Source organism: Streptomyces sp. NPDC088812 (genome assembly GCF_044750285.1).
Taxonomy (GTDB): Bacteria; Actinomycetota; Actinomycetes; order Streptomycetales; family Streptomycetaceae; genus Streptomyces.
Map to the genome: position 1 here is coordinate 408,143 of NZ_JBIVJP010000004.1, position 22,630 is coordinate 430,772.

A 22,630-nucleotide genomic window follows, 5' to 3' on the forward strand; every position below is an offset into this window, starting at 1 on the left:
TCCCGTCTCGTCAGGTGGTCGGGTGGTCGGGTGGTCTCCAGGGCAGGGGCGTGTGCTTCACCGTACGCGACCGCACTGACACCGACCAGGGTCGTCGGGACCATTGACGCCGCGCCGGGTTAAGGTCTGATCGACACACACAGGAGGCACTCGGTTGTTGTACGGCGCGATGAAGGTTTCCATCGGGGGGCCACTGAAGATGATCTTCAGGCCCTGGGTGGAAGGCCTGGAGAACGTTCCCGCCGAGGGCCCCGCGATCCTGGCGAGCAACCACCTGTCGTTCTCGGACTCGTTCTTCCTGCCCGCGGTCCTCGACCGCAAGGTCACGTTCATCGCCAAGGCCGAGTACTTCACCACGCCCGGCGTGAAGGGCCGGCTGACGGCGGCCTTCTTCAAGGGCGTCGGCCAGCTGCCGGTGGACCGCTCCGGTGCGCGCGGCGCGGGCGAGGCGGCGATCAGGAGCGGCATAGAGGTCCTGGAGAGCGGTGAGCTGTTCGGGATCTACCCGGAGGGCACCCGCTCGCCCGACGGCCGCCTCTACCGGGGCAAGCCCGGCGGCCTCGCGCGCGTGGCGCTGGCCACGGGCGCGCCGGTGATCCCCGTCGCCATGATCGACACCGAGAAGATCCAGCCGCCCGGCCAGGTGATGCCGAAGGTGATGCGGCCCGGCATCCGCATCGGCAAGCCGCTGGACTTCAGCCGCTACCACGGCATGGACCACGACCGCTTCGTGCTCCGCGCGCTGACCGACGAGGTCATGTACGAGATCATGAAGCTCTCCGGCCAGGAGTACGTCGACATGTACGCGACCGCCGCCAAGCGGCAGATCGCGGAGGCGGCGAAGGCCGAGAAGGAGGCCGGGAAGGCCGGCCGGGAAGCCGAGAAGGCCGCGAAGGCGGCGCTCGCCCAGGCGGAGAAGGACCAGGCGGACAAGGAGAAGTCCGAGAGAACCGAGTCCTAGGGCGTGTGACACGCCCGGGACACGGCAGTCTGGGACAGGGGGGTGGGGGACGTGCCGAAGCGCGAGAGAGTCATGAGGATGTCGGTCGAGCTGCCGCTGTGGCGTGCGCTCACCGCCTACCGGGTCCTCACCATGCTGTACGCGGTCGGTCTCTTCGCCACCGCCTACGACCGGTTCGTCCGCCCCGGCCTCGCCATCGGCTACTACGTCGTCCTGTGCGGCTGGACCCTCGCCACCCTGCCCCGCGTGCAGAACGCGGCCGCCTGTACCAAGCGGTTCCTCGCCGTCGACCTCACCGTCGCGCTCACCGGCATTCTGCTGACCCCGCTCGCCGACACCCACCAGCGGATCGTCGAGGGCGGGCCGACGCTGCCGTCGATATGGACCGCCGGGTCGGTCCTCGCGTTCGCCGTCAAGGGCGGCTGGCGCTGGGCCGCGTTCGCGTCCACCGCCGTCGCCGTCGCCAACCTCCTGGAGCGCGGCGCCCCCGCCCGCGACACCGTCCACAACGTGATCCTCGTCTGGGTCGCCGCCATCGCCATCGGCTACGTCGTCGAGGTGGCCCGCGCCTCCGAGCGCACCCTCGCCCGCGCCCTGGAGATCGAGGCCGCGACCCGGGAACGGGAGCGGCTCGCCCGCGACATCCACGACAGCGTCCTGCAGGTGCTGGCCATGGTGCAGCGGCGGGGCGCGGTCATCGGCGGCGAGGCGGCCGAACTGGGCAGGATGGCCGGCGAGCAGGAGGTCGCGCTGCGCACCCTGGTCTCCGGCGGGCTCGTGCCCCCGTCCCGGGTGTCGGAGGACGAGGCCGAGGGGGCCGTCGTCCGCACGGTGGAGGTCCGCCCGGCCGGCGGGGAGGACGGGGACGGCGACGGGCCCGTGGACCTGCGTGCGCTGCTCGCGCCCTTCGCCGCGGCCCGGATCAGCCTCGCCGAGCCCGGCGCCCCGGTGCCGCTGCCGCCCGCCGCCGCCCGGGAACTGGCCGCGGCCGTCGGGGCCGCGCTGGACAACGTGCGCCGGCACGCGGGGGAGGGCGCCCGGGCCTGGATCCTGGTCGAGGACGAGCCCGACGCGGTGATCGTCACCGTACGGGACGACGGGCCGGGCATTCCGGAGGGGCGGCTCGCGCAGGCCGAGGGCGAGGGACGGCTCGGGGTCGCCCAGTCGATCCGGGGCCGGCTGCGGGACCTCGGCGGCAGCGCCGAGCTGGTCTCGACACCGGGACAGGGCACGGAGGTCGAACTGACCGTGCCGAAGAAGGACATGACGGACGCACGGGGGAAGGCGGGCACGCGATGAGCGGAGAGCAGGGCGGCGGCGCGGGAGCGCAGGGCCCGATCAAGGTCATGGTGGTCGACGACCACCCCATGTGGCGCGACGCCGTCGCCCGGGACCTCGCCGAGTCCGGGTTCGAGGTGGTGGCCACCGCCGGCGACGGCGAGCAGGCCGTGCGCCGCGCCCGCGCCACCACGCCCGACGTGCTCGTGCTGGACCTGAACCTGCCGGTGAAACCGGGTGTGCAGGTCTGCAAGGAGGTCGTCGGCGCGAACCCCGCCCTGCGCGTCCTCGTCCTCTCCGCGAGCGGCGAGCACGCCGACGTGCTGGAGGCGGTGAAGTCCGGCGCGACCGGCTACCTGCTGAAGTCGGCGTCCACGGAGGACCTGCTGGACGCGGTGCGCCGTACGGCCGTCGGCGACCCGGTGTTCACCCCCGGCCTCGCCGGCCTGGTCCTCGGCGAGTACCGCCGCCTCGCCTCCGAACCCGCCCCCGCCACCGGCACCGACGAGCCGAACGCACCCCGGCTGACCGACCGCGAGACGGAGGTGCTGCGCCTGGTCGCCAAGGGGCTGAGCTACAAGCAGATCGCCGAACGCCTCGTCATCTCCCACCGCACGGTGCAGAACCACGTGCAGAACACCCTCGGCAAGCTCCAGCTGCACAACCGCGTCGAACTGGTCCGGTACGCGATAGAGCGCGGCCTCGACGACGAGTGACCCCGGCGCCGCCGCCCGTCGACACCCCGGCCGTTCACCGGAATGGTGCCGCCCCGGGCGTATCGGTGTGAGCTGGATCACTACTACCGTGACTCTTCGTCGGGCCACCGCGGCGAAGGGACACGTCCATGCGCGTCGGAGTACTGACCGGAGGCGGCGACTGCCCCGGCCTCAACGCCGTCATCAGAGCCGTCGTCCGCAAGGGGGTGCAGGAGTACGGCCATGAGTTCGTCGGCTACCGGGACGGCTGGCGGGGTCCCCTCGACGGCACCTCGGTCCGCCTCGACATCCCGGCCGTGCGCGGCATCCTGCCCCGCGGCGGCACCGTCCTCGGCTCCTCGCGGACCAACCCGCTGAAGACCGAGGACGGCATCCGCCGCATCAAGGACACCCTCGCCGGGCACGGGGTCGACGCCCTGATCACCATCGGCGGCGAGGACACCCTCGGCGTCGCCGCCCGCCTGTCCGACGAGCACGGAGTGCCCTGCGTCGGCGTGCCGAAGACGATCGACAACGACCTGTCCGCCACCGACTACACCTTCGGCTTCGACACGGCGGTCTCCATCGCCACGGAGGCCATCGACCGCCTGCACACCACCGCCGAGTCCCATATGCGGGTGCTGGTGGTGGAGGTGATGGGCCGTCACGCCGGCTGGATCGCCCTGCACTCGGGCCTGGCCGGCGGTGCCAACGTCATCCTCGTCCCCGAGCAGCCCTTCGACGTCGAGCAGGTCTGCGCCTGGGTCACCTCCCGCTTCCGGTCCTCGTACGCGCCGATCGTGGTCGTCGCCGAGGGGGCGGTGCCCAGGGACGGCGACGCCGTGCTGAAGGACCAGTCCCTCGACTCCTTCGGGCACGTCCGCCTCTCCGGCGTGGGCGAGTGGCTCGCCAAGGAGATCGAGAAGCGGACGGGCAAGGAGGCCCGCACGACGGTGCTGGGCCACGTCCAGCGCGGCGGGACGCCGAGCGCCTTCGACCGCTGGCTCGCCACCCGGTTCGGCCTGCACGCCGTCGACGCCGTCCACGAACGCGACTTCGGCACGATGGTCGCCCTGCGCGGCACGGACATCGTCCGGGTGCCGCTCGCGGAGGCGACGGCCCGGCTGAAGACGGTGGACCCGAAGCTGTACGCGGAGGTGGGGGTGTTCTTCGGCTGAAGCCCCGGCGCGGGTCCTATATTCGGCCCGTCAGCCGACGGAACGCAGGCCTACGGAACGGGAGCGGCCATGGAGATCCTCGCCTTCGGCGTCCAGGCGGACGAGAGGCCCCTCATCGAGCAGGCCTTCATCGCCCCCCACGAGGTCCGCTGCCTGGACGTGTTCCTCACCGAGGACACCGCCCCCATCGCCGCCGGCCACGAGGTGATCTCCACCAGCGTCAACGCCGACCTCGGCGCGCCCGTCCTCGAGGCCCTCGCGGCCGGCGGCACCCGGATGATCGCCCAGCGCTCCACCGGCTTCAACAACATCGACCTCGACGTCGCCGAACGGCTCGGCATGACCGTCGCCCGCGTCTCGTCCTACTCGCCCTACTCCGTCGCCGAGTTCGCGTGGACCCTGGCCCTGGCGGTCAACCGCCGGGTCGTCCGGGCCTCCACCCGCACCCGCGACTTCGACTTCCGCCTCGACGGCCTGATGGGCCGCGACCTGCACGGCCGCACGGCCGGTGTGCTCGGCACGGGCAAGATCGGCGAGGCCTTCACCCGGATCGCCCACGGGTTCGGCATGCGCCTGCTGGGCTGGGACGTCGCCGAGAACCCCGCCTGCATGGAACTCGGCATGCGGTACGTCACCAAGGAGCGGCTCCTCGCCGAGTCCGACGTGGTCAGCCTGCACGTCCCCCTGATGGCGGAGACCCGGCACCTCATCGACGCCGCCGCCCTGAAGACCATGAAGGCCGACGCCATCCTGGTCAACTCCAGCCGCGGCGGGCTGATCGACACCGCGGCCCTCGTCGCGGAGCTGCGCGAGGGCCGCTTCACCGGCGTCGGCCTGGACGTCTACGAGGCGGAGGCGGGCCTGTTCTTCCTCGACAAGTCCCTGGAGGCCATCTCGGACGACACCCTGGCCCGCCTGGTCACCTTCCCCAACGTCCTGGTCACCTCCCACCAGGCGTACTACACCGCGGACGCCGTCGGCGAGATCGTCGACGCCACGGTGCGCAACGTCGTGGACTACAGCGCGGGCCGCCGCTCGGAGAACGTGCTGGTGCCGCGGAACTGACCCACCAGCTCCCGGACGACGGCCGCCCCGTTCAGCGTGAGCACCGACTCCGGATGGAACTGCACCCCGGCGAAGCCCGGCCCGCGCAGGGCGTGCACCTCGCCGTTCGCGGCCCGGCTCACCTCCACCCGGTGCGCCGCCAGCGCCGCCAGGGCGTCGCCGTCGCACCGCGCCACGAAGCTGTTGTAGAAGCCGACCGTCTCCGGCCGCCCGAACAGGTCGATCTCCGTCTGCGCCCCCTGGTACGGCACCTCCTTGCGGACGATGTCCAGCCCCAGCTCCGCCGCGATCAGCTCGTGCCCGAGGCAGACGCCGAGCACGCCGTGCCGGTGCTGCCGGACGACCCGCGCGGTCAGGTCCCGCAGGAACGCCATCTTGGGGTCGCCCAGGTCGGACGGGTCACCGGGACCGGGGCCCAGGACGAGCGGCCCCCCGTGCGCGAGCACCGCCTCCCGCAGCCCCGGCTCGTCGTACCGCCGTACCGACACCTCCAGCCCGCCCGACCGCAGCACGTGCGCCAGCATCGCGGTGAAGGTGTCCTCGGCGTCGACCACGAGGGCGTGCCCGTCCAGCTCCCGGGTCCGCTCCTGCATCCGCAGCCAGAACGGCGCCAGCGCGTCCCGCCGCCCGTCCAGCGCGGCCCGCACCCGCGGGTCGTCGGCGAGCCGGGGCCGCGCGGCCTCCGTGCGCGGCCGCCCCGGCCGCACCCCCAGCGCGGCCAGCACCCCCGCCGCCTTGGCGTGCGTCTCGGCGACCTCGCCCGTCGGGTCCGAGCCGCGCACCAGCGTGGCCCCGACCGGCACCCGCAGCCGCCCGGCCGCGTCGATGTCGGCGGTGCGGATGAGGATCGGAGAGTCCAGGGTCTGGGCGCCGCCCGAGTCCCTGCCGATCAGCGCCAGCGCCCCCGCGTAGTAGCCGCGCCCGCCGGTCTCGTACCGCTCGATCACCCGGCAGGCGTTCTGCACGGGCGAGCCGGTGACGGTCGCCGCGAACATGGTCTCGCGCAGCACGTCCCGCACGTCCAGCGAGGACTTCCCGCGCAGCTCGTACTCGGTGTGCGCGAGGTGCGCCATCTCCTTCAGCCGCGGCCCGACCACCACCCCGCCCATGTCGCCGACCGTGCACATCATCTTGAGCTCCTCGTCGACGACCATCGACAGCTCCTCGATCTCCTTGCCGTCGGCGAGGAACCGCAGCAGGTGCTCGGGGGTCGGGCCCCCGTCCGGGTAGCGGTACGTCCCGCTGATCGGGTTCATCACGACCGTCCCGCCGGACATGCGCACGTGCACCTCGGGGCTGGCCCCGACCAGGGTGCGTTCCCCGGTGTGCACCACGAACGTCCAGTACGCGCCCCGCTCGCCCTCCAGCAGCCGCCGGAACAGCGCGAGCGCGTCCGCCCGGGAGAAGCCGGCGACCTCCCCCTCGTACGTCCGCCGGATGACGAAGTTCGCCCCCTCGCCCCGCCCGATCTCGTCCCGCAGTACCCGGCCGACGATCTCCGCGTACTCCTCGTCGCCGACGTCGAAGCCGCCGCCCGTGACACGGACCTCGTGCGCGGGGAGCTGCGCCAGGGCCTCGGCGAGCGGGATCCCGTACCGCTCCTCGGGGACCAGGACGGTGAGCGGGGTGCCGTCGTCGCGGACGTCGAAGCCGCGCTCGCGGATCTGCCGGAAGGGGACCAGGGCGAGGCCCTCGTCGGGCAGGTCGGCCAGGCGGTCGTGGTCGGTGACCGGGCCGATGAGCAGGTCGACGGTGTTCTCGTCGTGGCCCGGCGTGCGGCGGCGCAGCAGGGCGAACGGGCGGGGATCGTCCAGCAGGTCGAGCAGGTGCATGGGTTCCGTGTCCTTCTCGTGGGGAGGGACGGCCCGTGCCCGGAAAGCACCGAAGGCCGCCCCTCGGGCGGCCTTCGCGAAGTCGTGCGTACGCGCAGTCAGTGGGCCGCCGGATGAGCGGTCCACCACCAGTTCTGGGTCGAAAGCGCGAACATGCGACGCACCCTACCCCACACGCCCCGCGTCGACAGGTGAGCGGAAGCCCGTCTCACCTGTCGAGCCGGGCTAAAACGACTGGACACGACCCCGTAATGTTGAGGACGTGACCGTGAACGCTAAGACCAGCGCGAGCGCTGGCAACACCTGGCGAAACCTGCCCGCGGCGCAGCAGCCCGAGTACCCCGACGCCGAGGCTCTGCGCGCAGTGATCGCGGACCTCGAGTCGTATCCGCCGCTCGTCTTCGCGGGCGAGTGCGACCAGCTGCGCGCCCGGATGGCGGCCGTCGCCAAGGGCGAGGCGTTCCTCCTCCAGGGCGGCGACTGCGCCGAGGCCTTCGACGCGGTGTCCGCCGACCACATCCGCAACAAGCTCAAGACGCTGCTCCAGATGGGCGCCGTGCTCACGTACGCCGCGTCCGTGCCGGTGGTGAAGGTCGGCCGGATCGCCGGCCAGTACTCCAAGCCGCGGTCCAAGCCGACCGAGACCCGCGACGGCGTGACGCTGCCGACCTACCGGGGCGACTCCGTCAACGGCTTCGACTTCACCGAGGCGGCCCGGATTCCGGACCCCGAGCGGCTGAAGCGGATGTACCACACGTCGGCGTCCACGCTGAACCTGGTGCGCGCCTTCACCACCGGCGGCTACGCCGACCTGCGCCAGGTCCACGCCTGGAACCAGGACTTCGTGAAGTCGTCCCCCTCCGGCCAGCGCTACGAGCAGCTCGCCCGCGAGATCGACAACGCGCTGAACTTCATGCACGCCTGCGGGGCGGACCCGGAGGAGTTCAAGACGGTCGAGTTCTACTCCTCGCACGAGGCGCTGCTGCTCGACTACGAGTCGGCGCTCACCCGCGTCGACTCGCGCACGGGACAGCTGTACGACGTCTCCGCGCACATGGTGTGGATCGGTGAGCGCACGCGCCAGCTGGACCACGCGCACATCGAGTTCGCCTCGAAGATCCGCAACCCCATCGGCATCAAGCTGGGGCCCTCGACGACGGCCGAGGAGGCGCTCCAGTACGTCGAGCGCCTCGACCCGGACCGCGAGCCGGGCCGGCTGACCTTCATCGTGCGCATGGGCGCCGACAAGGTCCGCGACAAGCTGCCCGAGCTGGTGGAGAAGGTCACGGCGTCGGGCGCGACCGTGGCCTGGGTGACCGACCCGATGCACGGCAACACCTTCGAGGCGGCCTCCGGGCACAAGACGCGCCGCTTCGACGACGTGCTGGACGAGGTCAAGGGCTTCTTCGAGGTCCACAAGGGCCTCGGCACCCACCCGGGCGGCATCCACGTCGAGCTGACCGGTGACGACGTCACCGAGTGCGTGGGCGGCGGCGACGAGATCTTCGTCGACGACCTGCACCAGCGCTACGAGACGGCGTGCGACCCGCGGCTGAACCGCAGCCAGTCGCTCGACCTGGCGTTCCTCGTCGCGGAGATGTACCGGGACCAGTAGCGGTTCGCCTGTTGCAGGAACGTGCACTGGGGCGCGGATCACATACGATCCGCGCCCCACAGCACTTTTACGGCACCTGTGGCCCGGGTAAGGTTAGGTTAGCCTCACCGATCAACGGGTTCCAGCCATGTCGGTTCGGCGTCACTCATGTTCCCGGCGGGAGGTGGACCGCGTGTTCGTCTGTAGCTGCTTCGGTGTGACCGAAGCGCAGGTCAAGCAGCACGCGGAGAACGGGGCCTGTACGCCCCGGCAGATCGCCTCCGCCTGTAAGGCCGGCACGGACTGCGGGTCCTGTGTACGTCGGATTCAGGCCATACTCGGCCGCGGCGCGTGCCCGCGCCGTGAGCTCGCGGACCAGGGCAGGCCGGTCCTCTCCGAGCTGGACGAAGCGGCCTGACTCAGCTCTCCGGCTGCTCGATTAGCTGCGCGATGTACAGCGCCTCGCCGAGCTTCTCCAGCAGGTCCAGCTGGGTGTCGAGGTAGTCGATGTGGTGCTCCTCGTCCGCGAGGATCGACTCGAAGATGTTCGCGGACGTGATGTCGCCCTTCTCGCGCATCACCTTGATCCCGCGCCGGAGGCGGTCGATGGCCTCGACCTCGACCTGCCGGTCGGCCTCGAACATCTCCTTGACGGTCTGGCCCACGCGGACGTGGAACAGGCGCTGGTAGTTCGGCAGGCCCTCCAGGAAGAGGATCCGGTCGGTGAGCACCTCCGCGTGCTTCATCTCGTCGAACGACTCGTGCCGCGTGTACTTCGCGAGTTTCGTCCAGCCGAAGTTCTCCTGCATCTTGGCGTGGAGGAAGTACTGGTTGATCGCGGTGAGCTCGCCGGTGAGCTGCTCGTTGAGGAACTCGATGACCTCGGGGTCGCCCTGCATCGCAGAGGCTCCTTCCACGTGGGGATTTCGGGAGGTTGCCGCCGCATGATGTCACCGGCGCGCAAGATCGTCCAGTAAGTGCGTACTTAGTAAGTAAGTGCATGCTTAGTAGGAGTTGTACGTTTTCAGGCGGGGTCGGTCACCCCCATCGTTCCCGGTCTGTCAGGATGGACTCATGGGTCATCCGGTGGAGCGAGAACCAGGAGAGGCAGCAGCGTCCGAGCTTCCGCCGGGGCAGCGACTACAGCGGGGCTGGCCCGTCACGCACTACGGACCAGTACCCAGATTCCGGCCCGAACGCTGGGAGTTCCGGGTCTTCGGTGTCACCGCCGACGGCGACAAGCACTGCTGGACCCACGAGGAGTTCACGGCCCTGCCGTACACCACGGTCGTGGCCGATCTGCACTGCGTGACGAAGTTCAGCATGCTCGGCGCCGAGTGGGGCGGGATCCCCGCCCGGACGATCCTGGACATCGCGCCCCCCGCGGACGACGTCACCCATGTGATGGTGTGGGCGGAGTACGGTTTCAGCTCCAACCTGCGCCTGTCGGACTTCGCCTCCGACCGCACCCTCTTCGCCACCCACAAGGACGGCGAACTGCTCACCGCCGAGCACGGCTTCCCGCTCCGCCTGATCGTCCCCCACCTGTACGCCTGGAAGGGCCCCAAGTGGGTCCGCGGTGTCGAGTACATGACGGCCGACCGCCGTGGCTTCTGGGAGGAGCGCGGCTACCACAACATCGGCGACCCCTGGCGGGAACAGCGCTACTCGTACCAGGAGGAGCCGGGGGACGGCCCGGAACTCTGACCTGCGGGATTCCGCACGCAGGTCGCTCGGCGCCTCAGCCGTCCCGCAGCTTCTTCAGCCGTTCCACGTCCGCCGCGTGCCCCTCCTGCCCGCCCGGGGTCTCGATGACCAGGGGGACTCCCGCAGTCGCCGGGTGGGTCATCAGAGCCCGGAACGGGTCCTCGCCGATGTGTCCGGCGCCGATGTTCGCGTGCCGGTCCTTGTGGGCGCCGACGACGTCCTGGGAGTCGTTGGCATGGATCAGCTTCAGCCGGCCCTCACCCACCGTGTCCACCAGCAGATCGAGGGTCCGGTGCATCCCGGACGGCCCGGTCAGGTCGTGGCCGGCCGCGAAGACGTGGCAGGTGTCCAGGCACACGCCCAGCTTCGGATGGGCGTCCAGCGCCTCGAAGTACGGCCCGAAGTCCCAGGTCCGCGAGCAGAGCGAGGAGCCCTGGCCGGCGGTCGACTCCAGCAGCAGGAACGGGTCGTCGTCGTGGGTCAGCTCGTCCAGCAGCGGCAGCAGGCGCTCACGGACCTGCCGCAGCGCCACCGACCGCTCCCGCCCGCCCGTCGCGCTCCCGGTGTGCACGACCACGCCCAGCGCGCCGATCTCCCGGCCGCGGCGCAGCGAGTGCCGCAGCGACTCCACCGACTTCTCGACCGTGGCCTCGGTGTGCGAGCCGAAGTTGATCAGATACGGCGCGTGCACGTACGCCGGGATCGACTCCGCCGCGCACGCCTCCCGGAACGCCTCGTCCTGCCGGGGATTGCCGACCGGGGTGGCCCAGCCGCGCGGGTTCGCCACGAAGACCTGGACCGTCTCCGCCTTGAGCTCACGGGCGTACGACAGCCCCACGGAGTGCAGTCCGCCGGCCACCGGGACATGGCCGCCGACGGGATTGCGGGACGGGAAGGGGGAGGCGGGGGCGGCGGCGGGGCACTGCTGACTTGTCACCCGTTCAGGGTGTCATGTCCCGGGGGCCGCCCGGTCACCGGATGGTGATCGTGACCGTGGACCCCTTGGGCGCCATCTCGCCGGCCTCCACCGACTGGCTCTTCACGGTGTCGCCGAACAGCCCGAGCAGCCCACGGTCCTCCTCGACCTCGAAGCCGGACTCCTCCAGCAGCTTCGTCGCGTCGTCGACGCTCGCGCCCACCACGTCCGGGACCTCGACCATCTCCGGGCCCTTGGACAGGGTCAGCGTCACGGTGTCGCCCTCGGCGAGCTGCCGGTCCGCACCCGGCGACTGGGCGGCGACCCGGCCCTTGGCGTACTCGGAGTTGATCCTCTCGGCGGAGACCTTCACCTTCAGCCCGGCCTCCTCCAGCTCGGCCCTGGCGTCGGCCAGGTCGTCGCCGGTGACGTCCGGGACGTCGACCGGGCTGCCCTTGCTGACGACGAGGGAGACCGCCGTGCCCGCCCGCCGCTCCGTGCCCGCCTCGGGGTCGCTGCTGATCACGGCCCCCTTGGCGACGTCCTCGCTGAACGCCCGGGTGACCAGGCCCGGCTCCAGGCCGTCCTCCTTCAGCTGCGCCTTGGCCTTGGCCAGCCCGGTGCCCTTCAGATAGGGCACCTTCACGGTCTCGGGGCCGTCGGAGACGACGAGGGAGACGGCGTCGTTCTTGCGGATGCGGGAGCCCGGCTCCGGGTCGGTGCTGATGACCGTGCCCCGCTCGACCGTGTCGCTGTACTCGTGCTCGACGCCACCGACCTCCAGCCCGGCCGCCTCCAGCCGCTCCTCGGCCCGCGCCTGCGTCTGCGTCAGCACCGCCGGGACCTTGGTGAACTGCCCCGAGTTGATGTACCAGACGCCCGCGCCGACACCGAGCACCAGCAGGACGGCGGTGAGGAGCGCGACCAGCCCGCGGCGGGGCGGTCCGGAGCGGCGACGCGGCGGCGGGGGAGGCTCCGCCGCGAACCGGGAGGTGCGGTGGACGCCGTCCTCGGGCACCTGCAAGTCCTCGTCGACCGGCAGCGGCCGGGGCACGGTCAGCGAGCGCGGGATCACGCTCGTGCGGTCCTCGGCGTTGTCGTGCTCGGCGGAGCGGGCCTGCGGCGGCAGCGCGTCCAGCTGCTCCTCGCCGAGCGCGCCGCGCGCCTGTCGCACCTGCGCGAGCAGCGCCACGGCGTCGTGCGGCCGGGCGGCCGGGGTGCGGGCGGTGGCCGAGGCGACCAGTTCGTCCAGCTCGTACGCCAGACCCGGCACGGCGGCCGAGGGCGGGGGCACGTCCTCGTGGAGGTGCTTGTAGAGGATGATCGCGGGGGAGTCCCCCTCGTGCGGCTTCCCGCCGGTGAGCATCTCGTGGAGCACGACCCCGCACGCGTACACGTCCGCGCGCGCGTCGGTGGTGCCCTGCTCGATCTGCTCGGGCGCGAGGTAGGAGACGGTGCCGAGGACGGCGCCGGTGGTGCTGGTCACGGAGTCCACGGACCGCACGAGCCCGAAGTCGGCGACCTTGACCCGTCCGTCGTCCCCGATCAGCACGTTCTCGGGCTTCATGTCCCGGTGCACGAAGCCGGCCCGGTGCGCGGCGCCGAGCGCGGCGAGCACCGGCTCCAGGATGTCCAGCGCGGCCCGCGGCTGCAACGCCCCGCGCTCGCGCAGCACGTCCCGCAGGGTGCAGCCGGCGACGTACTCCATGGCGAGGTAGACGTACGACCCGTCGGTCCCCTGGTCGAACACCTGCACGACGTTCGGGTGGGCCAGCCGGGCGACGGACTTCGCCTCCCGGATGAAGCGCTCGACGAAGGAGGCGTCGGCGGCGAGTGACGGATGCATCACCTTGAGCGCGAGAACGCGGTCCAGGCGGGTGTCCACGGCCCGGTAGACCGTGGCCATCCCGCCGACCGCGATCCGCGCGTCCACGCGATAACGCCCGTCGAGCAGCTGCCCGACGAGAGGGTCCTGAAGGGTCGTGTCCACGGACGCGAGTGTACGAGCCCGCACGGACACTCCCCCCTCTCCGTCCGCCGTCGGAGCACGACTGGAGCGGAGCTGTGACGCATCCCACCGAGGGGAGACCGGGGGCCGCGGCCGTGGTCAGAACGCGGGACGCTCGGGATCCAGCACGGCCAGGCCCTCCGCCGGGGACGACGCCTCGGCGAAGTGGCGCCGGGGGATCCGGCCCGCCAGCCGGGCCAGCCGCCCCGCCTCGACCCCGGCCCGCATCGCGTGGGCCATCCGCTCGGGGTCCTGCGCCCGCGTCACCGCCGACGCCAGCATCACCCCCGCGCACCCCAGCTCCATCGCCAGTGCCGCGTCCGAGGCCGTGCCGGCCCCCGCGTCCAGGATCACCGGCACGCGCGCGTGCTCGACGATCAGCTGGAAGTTGTGCGGGTTGCGGATGCCCAGCCCGGACCCGATCGGCGAGCCGAGCGGCATGACCGCCGCACAGCCCACGTCCTCCAGCTTCCGCGCCAGCACCGGGTCGTCGTTGGTGTACGGCAGCACCGTGAACCCGTCGTCGACCAGCGTCTCGGCCGCGTCGAGCAGCTCCACCGGGTCCGGCAGCAGCGTCCGCTCGTCGGCGATGACCTCCAGCTTGACCAGGTCGGTGCCGAGCGCCTCGCGCGCCAGCCGGGCCGTCAGCACCGCCTCCCCGGCCGTGAAGCAGCCGGCGGTGTTCGGCAGCACCCGGATCCCGAGCCGCTCCAGCACCGACAGCACGGATCCGTGCACCGAGGGGTCCACCCGGCGCATCGCGACGGTCGTCAGCTCGGTCCCCGAGGCGACCAGCGCGCGCTCCAGCACCTCCAGGCTGGGTGCCCCGCCCGTGCCCATGATCAGACGGGACGAGAACGCCGTCCCGCCGAGGACGAAGGGATCGTCGGCCATGGTTCAGCCTCCCTGTACGGCCGTGAGGACTTCCACGCGGTCTCCCTCGGAGAGGGCGGTGGCGGACCACCGCGCGCGCGGGACGACGGTCTCGTTGAGCGCGGCGGCCACCCCGGAGGGCGCCGCCGTCAGGGACCGTACGACGGCGTCGAGGGCGGTGCCGGCCGCCACCTGGCGCCGCTCACCGTTGACGGAGATGTTCATGCGGGCTGCTCCGAGAGTGCGGCGGCGCCGAAGCGCCGGGGGGTGAAGGGACGGGCCTCCTCGGGAAGTTCCCCGGTGGCCAGGACGTGCGCCATCGCGTCGCCGGTCACCGGCGTCAGCAGCACACCGTTGCGGTAGTGCCCGGTGGCCAGCAGCAGGCCGTCCAGTCCGGTCGGCCCGAGCAGCGGCGCGTTGTCCGGCGACCCGGGGCGCAGTCCCGCGCGCGTCTCCGTCAGCGGCAGCTCGGTGATCCCGGGGACCAGCTCGTGCGCGTCCCGCAGCAGCTGGTACACGCCCCCGGCCGTCACCGTCGTGTCCCAGCCCAGTTCCGCACTGGTCGCGCCGACGACCAGCTCGCCGTTCTCCCGCGGCACCAGGTACACCTGGCTGCCGCGCACCACGGCCCGCACCGTCCGGCTCAGGAACGGCGCGTACGCCCGCGGCACGGTCAGCCGCAGCACCTCCCCCTTCACGGGCCGCACCGGCGGCAGCACCTCGTCCGGCACCCCCGCGAGCCGTCCGCTCAGGCTGCCGGCCGCGAGCACCACCTGTCCCGCGCCCAGCGCGTCGCCCGCGCGCGTGAGGACGCCGGCGGCCCGGCCGGCCACCACGGACAGCCGCTCCGCCCAGGTCCGGTGGAAGACCACCCCGGCCCGCTCGCACGCGGCCACCAGCGCTCCCGCCAGCCGCCGCGGATCGATCTGGTGGTCGCCGTCCACCCGCAGTCCGCCGCGCACCCCCGGCGCGAGCATCGGCTCCAGCCGCCGGCACTCCCGCCCGGTGAGCCACTCCGACTCCAGCCCCGTCCGCCGTTGCAGGGCGTGCAGGTCCCGCAGGTGGGCGCGGTCGTCGGCGTCGAGGGCGACCGCGAGCGTGCCGCAGCGGCGGTAGCCGAGGTCGTGACCGGTGAGATCGCTCAGCTCGGCCGCGAAGCCGGGGTAGCGGCGGGCCGAGGCGAGGTTGAGGCCGAGCAGCGTCTGCTCGCCGTAGTGCAGCTCCGTGACGGCGGCCAGCATCCCGGCCGCCACCTGCGCGGCCCCACCGCCCGGTTCCGGGTCGACCACCGCCGTGGCGAACCCTCGCTGCGCGGCCCGCCACGCCGTGACCAGCCCGATGATGCCGCCCCCGACCACGAGGACGTCTGACGTACGTGAGGACATGGGCGTCCAGCCCCTCCCTTCGCCGGCATGACCCGGATCAGGTTCGTACGGTCGGAGGCCGCCAGCCTCCCTCTCAGCCCGGTGCGTCCGGGCTCCCGCGAGTGCTCTACGGTGGCCACCCTAGCCCGACGCCGGACGACTCAGTAAGGGAGCCTCCGCCCGTGACCCGCCCGCCCGTCTCCCCCCACGCCTCCCCGGCGGACGGCCCCGCCCCGCGCCACCGGTCCCTCGACGGTCTCGTCCTCGCCCCCGTCGCCGACCAGGCCCCCGGCCAGGTGGGGACCCGCACCCGGTTCACGTACCACGAGAAGGACGGCGAGATCTGGGCCGAGTACGCGGGGGGCGACGTCGTACGCGGGCATCTGGTGGGTACGCGGGAGGGAGACCGGCTCGACTTCCGCTACGTCCAGCTCAAGCGGGACGGCGCGACCTCGTCGGGGCACTGCGTGGCGACGGTCGTGGAACTGCCCGACGGCCGGGTCCGGCTCGAGGAGACGTGGGAGTGGGAGTCCGGGCCGGGCAGCGGCACGAGCGTTGTGGAGCAGGTCACGGAGCACGGCCCCTGACTGACAGATCGTCAGTTGTCTATGGTGATCAGGTGAGCGAGCGGACGCAGGACGAAGACAGGTCATCGGCGCGGCGCGTGGTCGTCGTCGGCGCGGGCATGGCCGGGGTGCAGACCGCGGTCGCGCTGCGCGAACAGGGCTTCACCGGCACGGTGAGCCTGATCGGCGCGGAGCCCCACCAGCCCTACGACCGGCCACCGCTGTCCAAGGCCGTCCTGCTCGGCAAGGCGGAGGGCTCCGCCCTCGACGTCGACTTCGAGGGCCTGGGCATCGATCTGCGGCTGGGCAGCGAGGCCCTCGGCGTGCGCGTCGCCGACCGTGAACTGGACACCGAGGCCGGGCCCGTCCCGTACGACGTCCTGGTCCTCGCCACCGGCGCGGAACCGATCCGGCTCCCCGGCGCCGAGGGCGTGCCCGGTGTCCACCTGCTGCGCACCCTGGACGACGCCGAACGCCTCCGGCCCGTGCTCGCCCGGCAGCACGACGTCGTGGTCGTCGGCGCCGGCTGGATCGGCGCGGAGTTCGTCACGGCGGCCCGGGAGGCCGGCTGTGCCGTCACCGTCGTCGAGGCCGCCGGGCGTCCGCTGGCCGGCGCCCTGCCCGCCGAGGTCGCCGCCCCGATGACCGCCTGGTACGCCGACAGCGGCACCGCGCTGCGCACCCACGCGCGCGTGGAGCGCGTCGAGCCCGGCGCCGTCGTCCTCGACGACGGCTCGCGGCTGCCCGCCGGCGCCGTCGTGGTCGGCATCGGCGCCCGCCCCGCCACGGCCTGGCTGGCCGGCTCCGGCATCGCCCTCGGCGCCGACGGCGAGGTCGTGGCCGACGCCCATCTGCGCACCTCCGCGCCGGACGTGTACGCGGTCGGCGACTGCGCCTCCTTCCCGTCGGCCCGGTACGGCGAGCGGCTCCTCGTCCACCACTGGGACAACGCCCTCCAGGGCCCGCGCACGGTGGCGGCGAACATCCTCGGCGAGGCCACCGGCGAGCCCCTGGCGGTCTACGACCCGGTCCCGTACTTCTGGTCCGAGCAGTTCGGCCGTTTCGTCCAGTACGCCGGCCACCACACCGGCGCCGACACCACCCTGTGGCGCGGCGACCCGTCCGGACCGGCCTGGACGGTCTGCTGGCTGCGCGAGGACCGCCTGGTCGCCCTCCTGGCGGTGGGCCGGCCCCGCGACCTGGCCCAGGGACGCCGGCTGATCGAGGCGGGCACGCCGATGGACCCGCGGCTGCTCCAGGACCCGGCGCGCCCGCTGAAGGCGGCCACCGCCTGACGCGTCCGGGCGCGCCGCGCGGGGCGGACGCGTGGCGGCTTCGGGGCGGGCGTGGCGGCTTCATGGCGAGCGTGGCGGCGGCCTGGAGGCGGGAACGGTGACGGGTTCGAGGCGGGAACGGTGACGGCCTCGACGTGGGAACGGTGACGGCCTCGACGGCGGGCACGGCGGCGGGTTCGAGTGAGCGTGGCGGCGGTCCGACCGCGGGAGCGGCGGGCGGTTCCGATACGAACGGCTCGCCGACCGGCCGTGCCGGGGCGGACCCGGCTTCCGACTGTCAGTGGCAGATGGCAGGCTTGTTCCCGTGACCGAGATTGACGCAAAGATCGATGCTCTCGTCCCCGCCTGGCTCACTGTGCCCGACATCGCCGAACAGCTCGGCGTCGAGGTGACGCGCGTCCGGCAGCTGGTCAAGGAGGGTCAGCTGATCGCCGTACGCCGTGGTGAGAACCGCGCGCTGCACGTGCCCGCCGCCTTCATCGACGGGGACAAGGTGGTCAAGGGCCTGTCCGGGACCCTGACGCTGCTGCGGGACGACGGCTTCACGGACGAAGAGATGATCGAATGGCTCTTCACCCCCGACGCCAGCCTGCCCGGCACCCCGGCCCAGGCCCTGAGCGAGAATCGCGGCACGGAGGTGAAGCGCCGCGCCCAGGCGCTCGCCGTCTGACCCACAGATCCGACAACCGCCCGGTGTACGACGGCGGCCGTGACCGACGCCGCCGCGGTCGTACACCACCGCCCCGGGGGGACCCACGCATGCCCGACACCGCCCGCGCCGGCCTCGCCGACGCCCGTCTCTACCTCTGCACGGACGCCCGTAGGCGCCAGGGCGACCTCCCGGAGTTCCTGGACGCCGTCCTCGCGGGCGGTGTCGACATCGTGCAGCTGCGCGACAAGGGCATGGAGGCGGCCGAGGAACTGGAGCACCTGGCGGTGTTCGCCGACGCCTGCGCCCGGCACGGCAAGCTGCTGGCGGTCAACGACCGCGCGGACGTCGCCCATGCCGCCGGCTCCGACGTCCTCCACCTCGGCCAGGGAGACCTGCCGGTCCCCGCGGCCCGCGCCCTCCTCGGCGACGACGTCCTCATAGGCCGCTCCACGCACACGGAGGCGGAAGCGGCCGCCGCGGCCGTCCAGGCGGGGGTGGACTACTTCTGCACCGGCCCCTGCTGGCCCACGCCCACCAAGCCCGGCCGCCCCGCCCCGGGCCTCGGCCTGGTCCGGTACACGGCGTCCCTCGGGACCGACCGCCCCTGGTTCGCCATCGGCGGCATCGACCTCACCACCCTCGACGAGGTGCTGGAGGCGGGCGCCCGCCGGGTCGTCGTCGTCCGGGCGATCACGGAGGCGGACGATCCCGGGGCCGCGGCGACGGAGTTCGCCAAGCGGCTGGCCCAGGCCTGAGCCCCCTCCGGAGCGGTCCGGCGTGCGCTGATCCCCGTCGGTGCCGCCGGTCGGCGCCGCCGGTCTGTCCCAAGGGATGGACAACATAGCGACAAATCGGGCAAATGACCGAGATCCGGTTGGGTGACCGTCGCCCCCTGGCTAACCTGCGGGTATGGCCCTCGGAACCGCATCCACCAGGACAGATCGCGCGCGCACTGTGCGTGACATCCTGGCCAACGGCAAGACGACGTACTCGTTCGAGTTCTACGCGCCGAAGACCCCGCAGGGTGAGCGAAGCCTGTGGAACGCCCTCCGCAGGGTCGAGGCGGTGGCCCCGGACTTCGTCTCCGTGACCTACGGTGCCGGCGGTTCCACCCGGGCCACCACGGTCAAGGAGACGCAGCAGATCGTCGCCGACACCACCCTCACCCCGGTCGCGCACCTCACGGCCGTCGACCACTCCATCGCCGAGCTGCGCAACATCATCGGCCAGTACGCCGACGCCGGGATCCGCAACATGCTCGCCGTCCGCGGCGACCCGCCCGGCGACCCCATGGGCGCGTGGGTGCCGCACGCCCAGGGCCTCACCTACGCCGCCGAGCTCGTCCGGCTCATCAAGGAGGCGGGCGACTTCTGTGTCGGGGTCGCTGCCTTCCCCGAGATGCACCCGCGCTCCGCGGACTGGGACACCGACGTCCGGCACTTCGTCGACAAGTGCCGGGCCGGCGCCGACTACGCCATCACACAGATGTTCTTCCAGCCCGAGTCGTACCTGCGGTTGCGTGACCGGGTGGTGGCGGCCGGCTGCGAGACCCCGGTCATCCCCGAGATCCTGCCGGTGACGAGCCTGCGGATGCTGGAGCGGCTGCCCAAGCTCAGCAACGCCCACTTCCCGGCGGCCCTGAAAGAGCGGATCCTCACAGCGAAAGACGATCCGGCCGCTGTACGCTCCATTGGCATCGACTTCGCCACGGAGTTCTGCGCTCGGCTGCTCGCCGAGGGGGTGCCCGGACTGCACTTCATCACGCTCAACAACTCCACGGCGACGCTGGAAATCTACGAGAACCTGGGTCTGCACCACCCGCCGCGGGCCTAGACCGGTCGCACCGGTGTACGACACACTGCGTAGCGGTCACTGGGAGAGGGGCGTACATGGGCTGGACGGTCCTCTACATCGCGTTCGGCGTCGTCGCGCTGTGGCTGCTCGGCGAGGTGCTGCTGCAGTACAAGGCCCGACTGCGCTGGCGGCTGCTGGCGTTCGGCGGCTTCGTCGGCGTCGTGCTGGGGGTGCTGATCCCGTCCGTCGTCGTCATCGCCCTGGGCGCGGTCGCCTTCGCGACCGGCCAGACCTTCGTCACCCTGTCGTTCCGCCGCGGCTTCGCGGCGGGCTGGGCCGTCAACCGGCCCGGCGCCGACGGCACCAAGCGCCGCCGCGGCAAGGCCGAGCGCCAGGACCCCACGCTGGAGGTCTCCGACCTGGAGACGGGCGACGGCGACCCCGCGGCCGGCTCCGACGCCTTCGGCCCGGACGCCGCCGCGCCGTTCGGCGCCGACGACCTGTCGTACGGCCCGGACGGAACCGCCTACGACGACGACCGCGACGACGTCTTCACGCCCGCGGCGCGCACCGCCGACCCCTCGGCCGCCGAGACCACCGCCGTCTACGAGCCGCAGCCCCTGCCCGACGAGACCAGCCCCTACGGCATATACGGCGACACCGGCTACGCGGCCGCCGACCAGCCCCAGGACCAGTACGCGGCGACCGCCCAGAGCACCGACCACGGCGCCGACCAGGGCTACGGCTACGACGGTTACTCCTCCTACGGCCAGCAGCAGTACGGCTACGACACCCCCGGCGAGCAGCAGTACGCCGCCTACTCCGACCCGTACATCGGCACCCAGACCTACGGCGGGGGCTCGTTCGACGCCGGCTACGGCCAGCAGCAGTACGGGCAACAGGGCTACGGGCAGGACCAGTACGGCACCGGCGGCTACGGGGAGACGCCGGCCGGCGGCGTCTGGGTCCCGCAGCAGCGCAGCACCGACGACCCCCTCGGCGGCGAACTCCCGGCCGAGCAGCCCTACCCCTACCAGGGCGACGGCCACCAGGGGCAGGGGACCGGACTCGACGAGCAGTACCGGTACTGACGATCGTCGCCGGTATTGACCGTCGTCGCCGGCGCGACGATCGGCGTCGGTTCCGGCATCGCGGCGGCAGAAGGGGCGTTCGCGCTCAGGGGCGGCGCCGCGAACTCACTGCGAGCCCCGGAACTCCGGTCCCTCCACGATCAGTCCGGACACCAGCGCGCCCGACATGCCCGCGTGCGGCAGACCGCCGCCCGGATGTGCCCAGCCGCCCACGGTGAACAGCCCCGCGAGGGCGGTGGGGTTCGCCGGGTGCAGCAGCCGGCCCTCCGCCGCGGCCAGCGCGGGCGCCGGGACGCCCCCGCCCTCCGCGCCCGTCTCCTGCGCGACATCGGCGGGCGTGCGCACCTCGGCCCACAGCAGACGGTCCCGCAGGCCCGGCACCGCCCGCTCGGCCACGGCGACCACAGTCTCCGTGTCCCCGGCGGACACCTCCGCCCCGGCGGGGACCACGCACCGCAGCACGACCGCCTCATGGCCGGCGTCCGGCACCAGCGCCGGGTCGTCGGGCCGCAGGACGGTGACGGTCGGGCGGGACGGCACGCCCGGTGCCGCGCCGAACAGGCTCTCCAGCTCGCCCTCGCGGTCGTCCGTGTGCACCACCGTCCGGTGCGCGGCCCCTGCCGGGCGCCCGCCGCGCAGCGCGAGCAGCACGGTCAGCCGGCCGGGCCGCCCCCGCTGCGGTGCCGGTTCGCCGTCGCCCCGCGGCGGAACGCCCGTCCCGGCACCGCGCAGGGTGCCGGGCGCGACCACGAAGTCCGCCTCCACGACCGTGCCCCCGGCCAGTTCCACGCCCGCCGCCCGGCCGTCCTTCTCCAGGACCCGGACGACCTCGGCGCCGAAACGGAACGCGACCCGGCGGGCCAGGCACCGCTCGTGGACCGCGCGGGCCAGCTCCCGCATCCCCCCGCGCACGTACCACAGGCCGAAGGCGTGCTCCATGTACGGCAGCACGGCCGCACTCGCCGGGGCGGTCCGGGGATCGAGGCCGTACGCGAGCGCGTGGCTCTCCAGCAGCGCGGCGAGCCGGGTGTCGCGCAGCTCCCAGGCGCCGACCTCGGCGAGCGTGCCCGCCCGGCGGGTGCGCAGCAGGCGCTTGTGCGGGACCGACGGATAGGGCTCACGCCCGGCCAGCACCGGCCAGTTCGGCCACAGTGGCTCCTCCAGGAGCGGGCGGCGGGTGCGGTCCCAGGCCTCACGGGCCCGGACCAGGAAGTCGCCCCAGCGCTGCCCGGCGCCCGCCCCGAGCGCCTCCTCCAGGGCGGCGACGACGCCGGCGCGAGAGGCGTTCGGCAGGGACACGGCACTGCCGTCGGCGAACACGTGCCGTGCGCTCGGGTCGACCTGGAGCAGCTCGACGCACTCCTCCAGCGGCTCCTTGCCGGTCTTGACGAACAGATCGCGCCAGACCGCGGGCAGGGGGAGCAGGCCGGGCCCGGTGTCGAAGGAGAAGCCGTCCCGCTCGAAGCGGCGCACCGCACCGCCGTACGTCTCCGTCCGCTCGTACACCGTCACCCGGTGGCCCGCGACGGCCAGCCGGGCGGCGGCCGCGAGGGCGCCCATCCCGGCGCCGATCACCGCAATCCGTGCCATGCCCGCGACTTTATCGGCCACCACCGGCCGTGACGCCGTCGGCCCCGGGGGCCCCCGGCCCACCGCGGGGGGGCCCGCCCGGGGGCGCCCCCCCCCCCCCCCGCCCCCCCCCCCCGGGGGGGGGGGGACCACGGCGTTGTAACGCGAAACAACTTGCGGGAGGGGTAACCC

23 protein-coding genes and 1 riboswitch are annotated in these 22,630 nt (G+C 72.9%); of the genes, 14 read left to right on the forward strand and 9 right to left on the reverse strand.

Annotated elements, in window-relative coordinates; genetic code table 11:
* The first annotated feature begins 169 nt into the window (after positions 1–169).
* The 5 genes from ACIP67_RS10165 to ACIP67_RS10185 all read left to right on the forward strand — a co-directional run bounded on the left by ACIP67_RS10165 (position 170) and on the right by ACIP67_RS10185 (position 5,177).
* Positions 170–961 carry a lysophospholipid acyltransferase family protein gene (locus tag ACIP67_RS10165; RefSeq protein ID WP_401690241.1) on the forward strand — a complete coding sequence of 264 codons (792 nt, stop codon included), beginning with the start codon at positions 170–172 and terminating at the stop codon, positions 959–961.
* A 51-nt stretch (positions 962–1,012) separates the two neighbouring features.
* Positions 1,013–2,260 carry a MacS family sensor histidine kinase gene (gene macS / locus ACIP67_RS10170; RefSeq protein ID WP_401690244.1) on the forward strand — a complete coding sequence of 416 codons (1,248 nt, stop codon included), beginning with the start codon at positions 1,013–1,015 and terminating at the stop codon, positions 2,258–2,260.
* Positions 2,257–2,955 carry a response regulator gene (locus ACIP67_RS10175; RefSeq protein WP_401690247.1) on the forward strand — a complete coding sequence of 233 codons (699 nt, stop codon included), beginning with the start codon at positions 2,257–2,259 and terminating at the stop codon, positions 2,953–2,955. The genes macS and ACIP67_RS10175 overlap by 4 nt, the downstream gene beginning before the upstream one ends.
* Positions 2,956–3,083: 128 nt before the next feature.
* On the forward strand, positions 3,084–4,112 hold the full coding sequence (locus tag ACIP67_RS10180; RefSeq protein WP_401690250.1) for a 6-phosphofructokinase: 1,029 nt from the start codon (positions 3,084–3,086) through the stop codon (positions 4,110–4,112).
* A 69-nt stretch (positions 4,113–4,181) separates the two neighbouring features.
* Complete coding sequence (locus ACIP67_RS10185) at positions 4,182–5,177, forward strand: 2-hydroxyacid dehydrogenase (RefSeq protein ID WP_401690253.1); 996 nt, start codon at positions 4,182–4,184, stop codon at positions 5,175–5,177.
* Here ACIP67_RS10185 and ACIP67_RS10190 read toward each other — a convergent pair.
* The gene (locus ACIP67_RS10190; RefSeq protein ID WP_401690255.1) at positions 5,129–7,009 is read right to left on the reverse strand and encodes an anthranilate synthase family protein; all 1,881 of its coding nucleotides are present in this window, start codon (positions 7,007–7,009) and stop codon (positions 5,129–5,131) included. The two genes, ACIP67_RS10185 and ACIP67_RS10190, sit on opposite strands and share 49 nt — an antisense overlap.
* A 98-nt stretch (positions 7,010–7,107) precedes the next feature.
* A complete protein-coding gene (locus tag ACIP67_RS10195; protein ID WP_078912442.1) occupies positions 7,108–7,164 on the reverse strand; it encodes a trp operon leader peptide in 57 nt (18 codons plus the stop codon).
* Positions 7,165–7,271: 107 nt separating this feature from the next.
* Here ACIP67_RS10195 and ACIP67_RS10200 point away from each other — a divergent pair, with 107 nt between their 5' ends.
* Complete coding sequence (locus tag ACIP67_RS10200; RefSeq protein ID WP_401690258.1) at positions 7,272–8,624, forward strand: class II 3-deoxy-7-phosphoheptulonate synthase; 1,353 nt, start codon at positions 7,272–7,274, stop codon at positions 8,622–8,624.
* A gap of 172 nt (positions 8,625–8,796) precedes the next feature.
* Positions 8,797–9,021, forward strand: coding sequence for a bacterioferritin-associated ferredoxin (locus ACIP67_RS10205; RefSeq protein ID WP_401690261.1), 225 nt, complete (start codon positions 8,797–8,799; stop codon positions 9,019–9,021).
* 1 nt (position 9,022) lies between these two features.
* Here the strand turns inward: ACIP67_RS10205 and bfr are convergent, their stop codons facing one another.
* Positions 9,023–9,502 (reverse strand): bacterioferritin, encoded by a 480-nt coding sequence (gene bfr, locus ACIP67_RS10210; protein WP_385076113.1) that lies wholly within the window; start codon positions 9,500–9,502, stop codon positions 9,023–9,025.
* A gap of 175 nt (positions 9,503–9,677) precedes the next feature.
* Here bfr and ACIP67_RS10215 point away from each other — a divergent pair, with 175 nt between their 5' ends.
* Positions 9,678–10,310, forward strand: a complete 633-nt coding sequence (locus ACIP67_RS10215) for a sulfite oxidase-like oxidoreductase (protein WP_401690264.1) — start codon at positions 9,678–9,680, stop codon at positions 10,308–10,310.
* A 34-nt stretch (positions 10,311–10,344) separates the two neighbouring features.
* Here the strand turns inward: ACIP67_RS10215 and ACIP67_RS10220 are convergent, their stop codons facing one another.
* The 5 genes from ACIP67_RS10220 to thiO all read right to left on the reverse strand — a co-directional run bounded on the left by ACIP67_RS10220 (position 10,345) and on the right by thiO (position 15,492).
* On the reverse strand, positions 10,345–11,247 hold the full coding sequence (locus ACIP67_RS10220) for a deoxyribonuclease IV (RefSeq protein ID WP_401690267.1): 903 nt from the start codon (positions 11,245–11,247) through the stop codon (positions 10,345–10,347).
* A 34-nt stretch (positions 11,248–11,281) separates the two neighbouring features.
* Positions 11,282–13,216 (reverse strand): Stk1 family PASTA domain-containing Ser/Thr kinase, encoded by a 1,935-nt coding sequence (pknB, locus tag ACIP67_RS10225; protein ID WP_401690270.1) that lies wholly within the window; start codon positions 13,214–13,216, stop codon positions 11,282–11,284.
* 117 nt (positions 13,217–13,333) lie between these two features.
* Positions 13,334–14,128, reverse strand: a complete 795-nt coding sequence (locus ACIP67_RS10230) for a thiazole synthase (protein ID WP_401690273.1) — start codon at positions 14,126–14,128, stop codon at positions 13,334–13,336.
* A gap of 3 nt (positions 14,129–14,131) precedes the next feature.
* On the reverse strand, positions 14,132–14,332 hold the full coding sequence (gene thiS, locus ACIP67_RS10235) for a sulfur carrier protein ThiS (protein ID WP_264931349.1): 201 nt from the start codon (positions 14,330–14,332) through the stop codon (positions 14,132–14,134).
* A complete protein-coding gene (gene thiO, locus ACIP67_RS10240) occupies positions 14,329–15,492 on the reverse strand; it encodes a glycine oxidase ThiO (protein WP_401690276.1) in 1,164 nt (387 codons plus the stop codon). The genes thiS and thiO overlap by 4 nt, the downstream gene beginning before the upstream one ends.
* A riboswitch (TPP riboswitch) is annotated at positions 15,490–15,601 on the reverse strand. Its footprint overlaps the gene before it by 3 nt.
* 52 nt (positions 15,602–15,653) lie before the next feature.
* On the opposite strand from thiO, the gene ACIP67_RS10245 reads away from it, so the two are divergent.
* From ACIP67_RS10245 to ACIP67_RS10270, 6 genes are all read left to right on the forward strand, one after another.
* Positions 15,654–16,058, forward strand: coding sequence for a hypothetical protein (locus ACIP67_RS10245; RefSeq protein ID WP_401690279.1), 405 nt, complete (start codon positions 15,654–15,656; stop codon positions 16,056–16,058).
* Between the two features lie 98 nt (positions 16,059–16,156).
* Complete coding sequence (locus ACIP67_RS10250) at positions 16,157–17,332, forward strand: NAD(P)/FAD-dependent oxidoreductase (RefSeq protein ID WP_401690323.1); 1,176 nt, start codon at positions 16,157–16,159, stop codon at positions 17,330–17,332.
* 304 nt (positions 17,333–17,636) lie between these two features.
* A complete protein-coding gene (locus ACIP67_RS10255; RefSeq protein ID WP_385076141.1) occupies positions 17,637–18,002 on the forward strand; it encodes an Rv2175c family DNA-binding protein in 366 nt (121 codons plus the stop codon).
* Between the two features lie 89 nt (positions 18,003–18,091).
* The gene (thiE, locus tag ACIP67_RS10260) at positions 18,092–18,739 is read left to right on the forward strand and encodes a thiamine phosphate synthase (protein ID WP_401690283.1); all 648 of its coding nucleotides are present in this window, start codon (positions 18,092–18,094) and stop codon (positions 18,737–18,739) included.
* A 154-nt stretch (positions 18,740–18,893) separates the two neighbouring features.
* The gene (gene metF, locus ACIP67_RS10265; protein ID WP_401690286.1) at positions 18,894–19,817 is read left to right on the forward strand and encodes a methylenetetrahydrofolate reductase [NAD(P)H]; all 924 of its coding nucleotides are present in this window, start codon (positions 18,894–18,896) and stop codon (positions 19,815–19,817) included.
* A gap of 56 nt (positions 19,818–19,873) precedes the next feature.
* Positions 19,874–20,869 carry a hypothetical protein gene (locus ACIP67_RS10270; RefSeq protein WP_401690289.1) on the forward strand — a complete coding sequence of 332 codons (996 nt, stop codon included), beginning with the start codon at positions 19,874–19,876 and terminating at the stop codon, positions 20,867–20,869.
* A gap of 105 nt (positions 20,870–20,974) precedes the next feature.
* Here the strand turns inward: ACIP67_RS10270 and ACIP67_RS10275 are convergent, their stop codons facing one another.
* Positions 20,975–22,459 carry a phytoene desaturase family protein gene (locus ACIP67_RS10275; protein WP_401690292.1) on the reverse strand — a complete coding sequence of 495 codons (1,485 nt, stop codon included), beginning with the start codon at positions 22,457–22,459 and terminating at the stop codon, positions 20,975–20,977.
* Positions 22,460–22,630: the final 171 nt, after the last annotated feature.

Bases quoted from the DNA above. Each gene is read 5' to 3' on its own strand.
- ACIP67_RS10165 (WP_401690241.1), top strand. From the start codon at position 170: ATGAAGGTTTCCATCGGGGGGCCACTGAAGATGATCTTCAGGCCCTGG.
- ACIP67_RS10175 (WP_401690247.1), top strand. From the start codon at position 2,257: ATGAGCGGAGAGCAGGGCGGCGGCGCGGGAGCGCAGGGCCCGATCAAG.
- ACIP67_RS10180 (WP_401690250.1), top strand. From the start codon at position 3,084: ATGCGCGTCGGAGTACTGACCGGAGGCGGCGACTGCCCCGGCCTCAAC.
- ACIP67_RS10185 (WP_401690253.1), top strand. From the start codon at position 4,182: ATGGAGATCCTCGCCTTCGGCGTCCAGGCGGACGAGAGGCCCCTCATC.
- ACIP67_RS10190 (WP_401690255.1), bottom strand. From the start codon at position 7,009: ATGCACCTGCTCGACCTGCTGGACGATCCCCGCCCGTTCGCCCTGCTG.
- bfr (WP_385076113.1), bottom strand. From the start codon at position 9,502: ATGCAGGGCGACCCCGAGGTCATCGAGTTCCTCAACGAGCAGCTCACC.
- ACIP67_RS10215 (WP_401690264.1), top strand. From the start codon at position 9,678: ATGGGTCATCCGGTGGAGCGAGAACCAGGAGAGGCAGCAGCGTCCGAG.
- ACIP67_RS10230 (WP_401690273.1), bottom strand. From the start codon at position 14,128: ATGGCCGACGATCCCTTCGTCCTCGGCGGGACGGCGTTCTCGTCCCGT.
- thiS (WP_264931349.1), bottom strand. From the start codon at position 14,332: ATGAACATCTCCGTCAACGGTGAGCGGCGCCAGGTGGCGGCCGGCACC.
- thiO (WP_401690276.1), bottom strand. From the start codon at position 15,492: ATGTCCTCACGTACGTCAGACGTCCTCGTGGTCGGGGGCGGCATCATC.
- ACIP67_RS10250 (WP_401690323.1), top strand. From the start codon at position 16,157: ATGGCCGGGGTGCAGACCGCGGTCGCGCTGCGCGAACAGGGCTTCACC.
- thiE (WP_401690283.1), top strand. From the start codon at position 18,092: ATGCCCGACACCGCCCGCGCCGGCCTCGCCGACGCCCGTCTCTACCTC.
- metF (WP_401690286.1), top strand. From the start codon at position 18,894: ATGGCCCTCGGAACCGCATCCACCAGGACAGATCGCGCGCGCACTGTG.
- ACIP67_RS10270 (WP_401690289.1), top strand. From the start codon at position 19,874: ATGGGCTGGACGGTCCTCTACATCGCGTTCGGCGTCGTCGCGCTGTGG.
- ACIP67_RS10275 (WP_401690292.1), bottom strand. From the start codon at position 22,459: ATGGCACGGATTGCGGTGATCGGCGCCGGGATGGGCGCCCTCGCGGCC.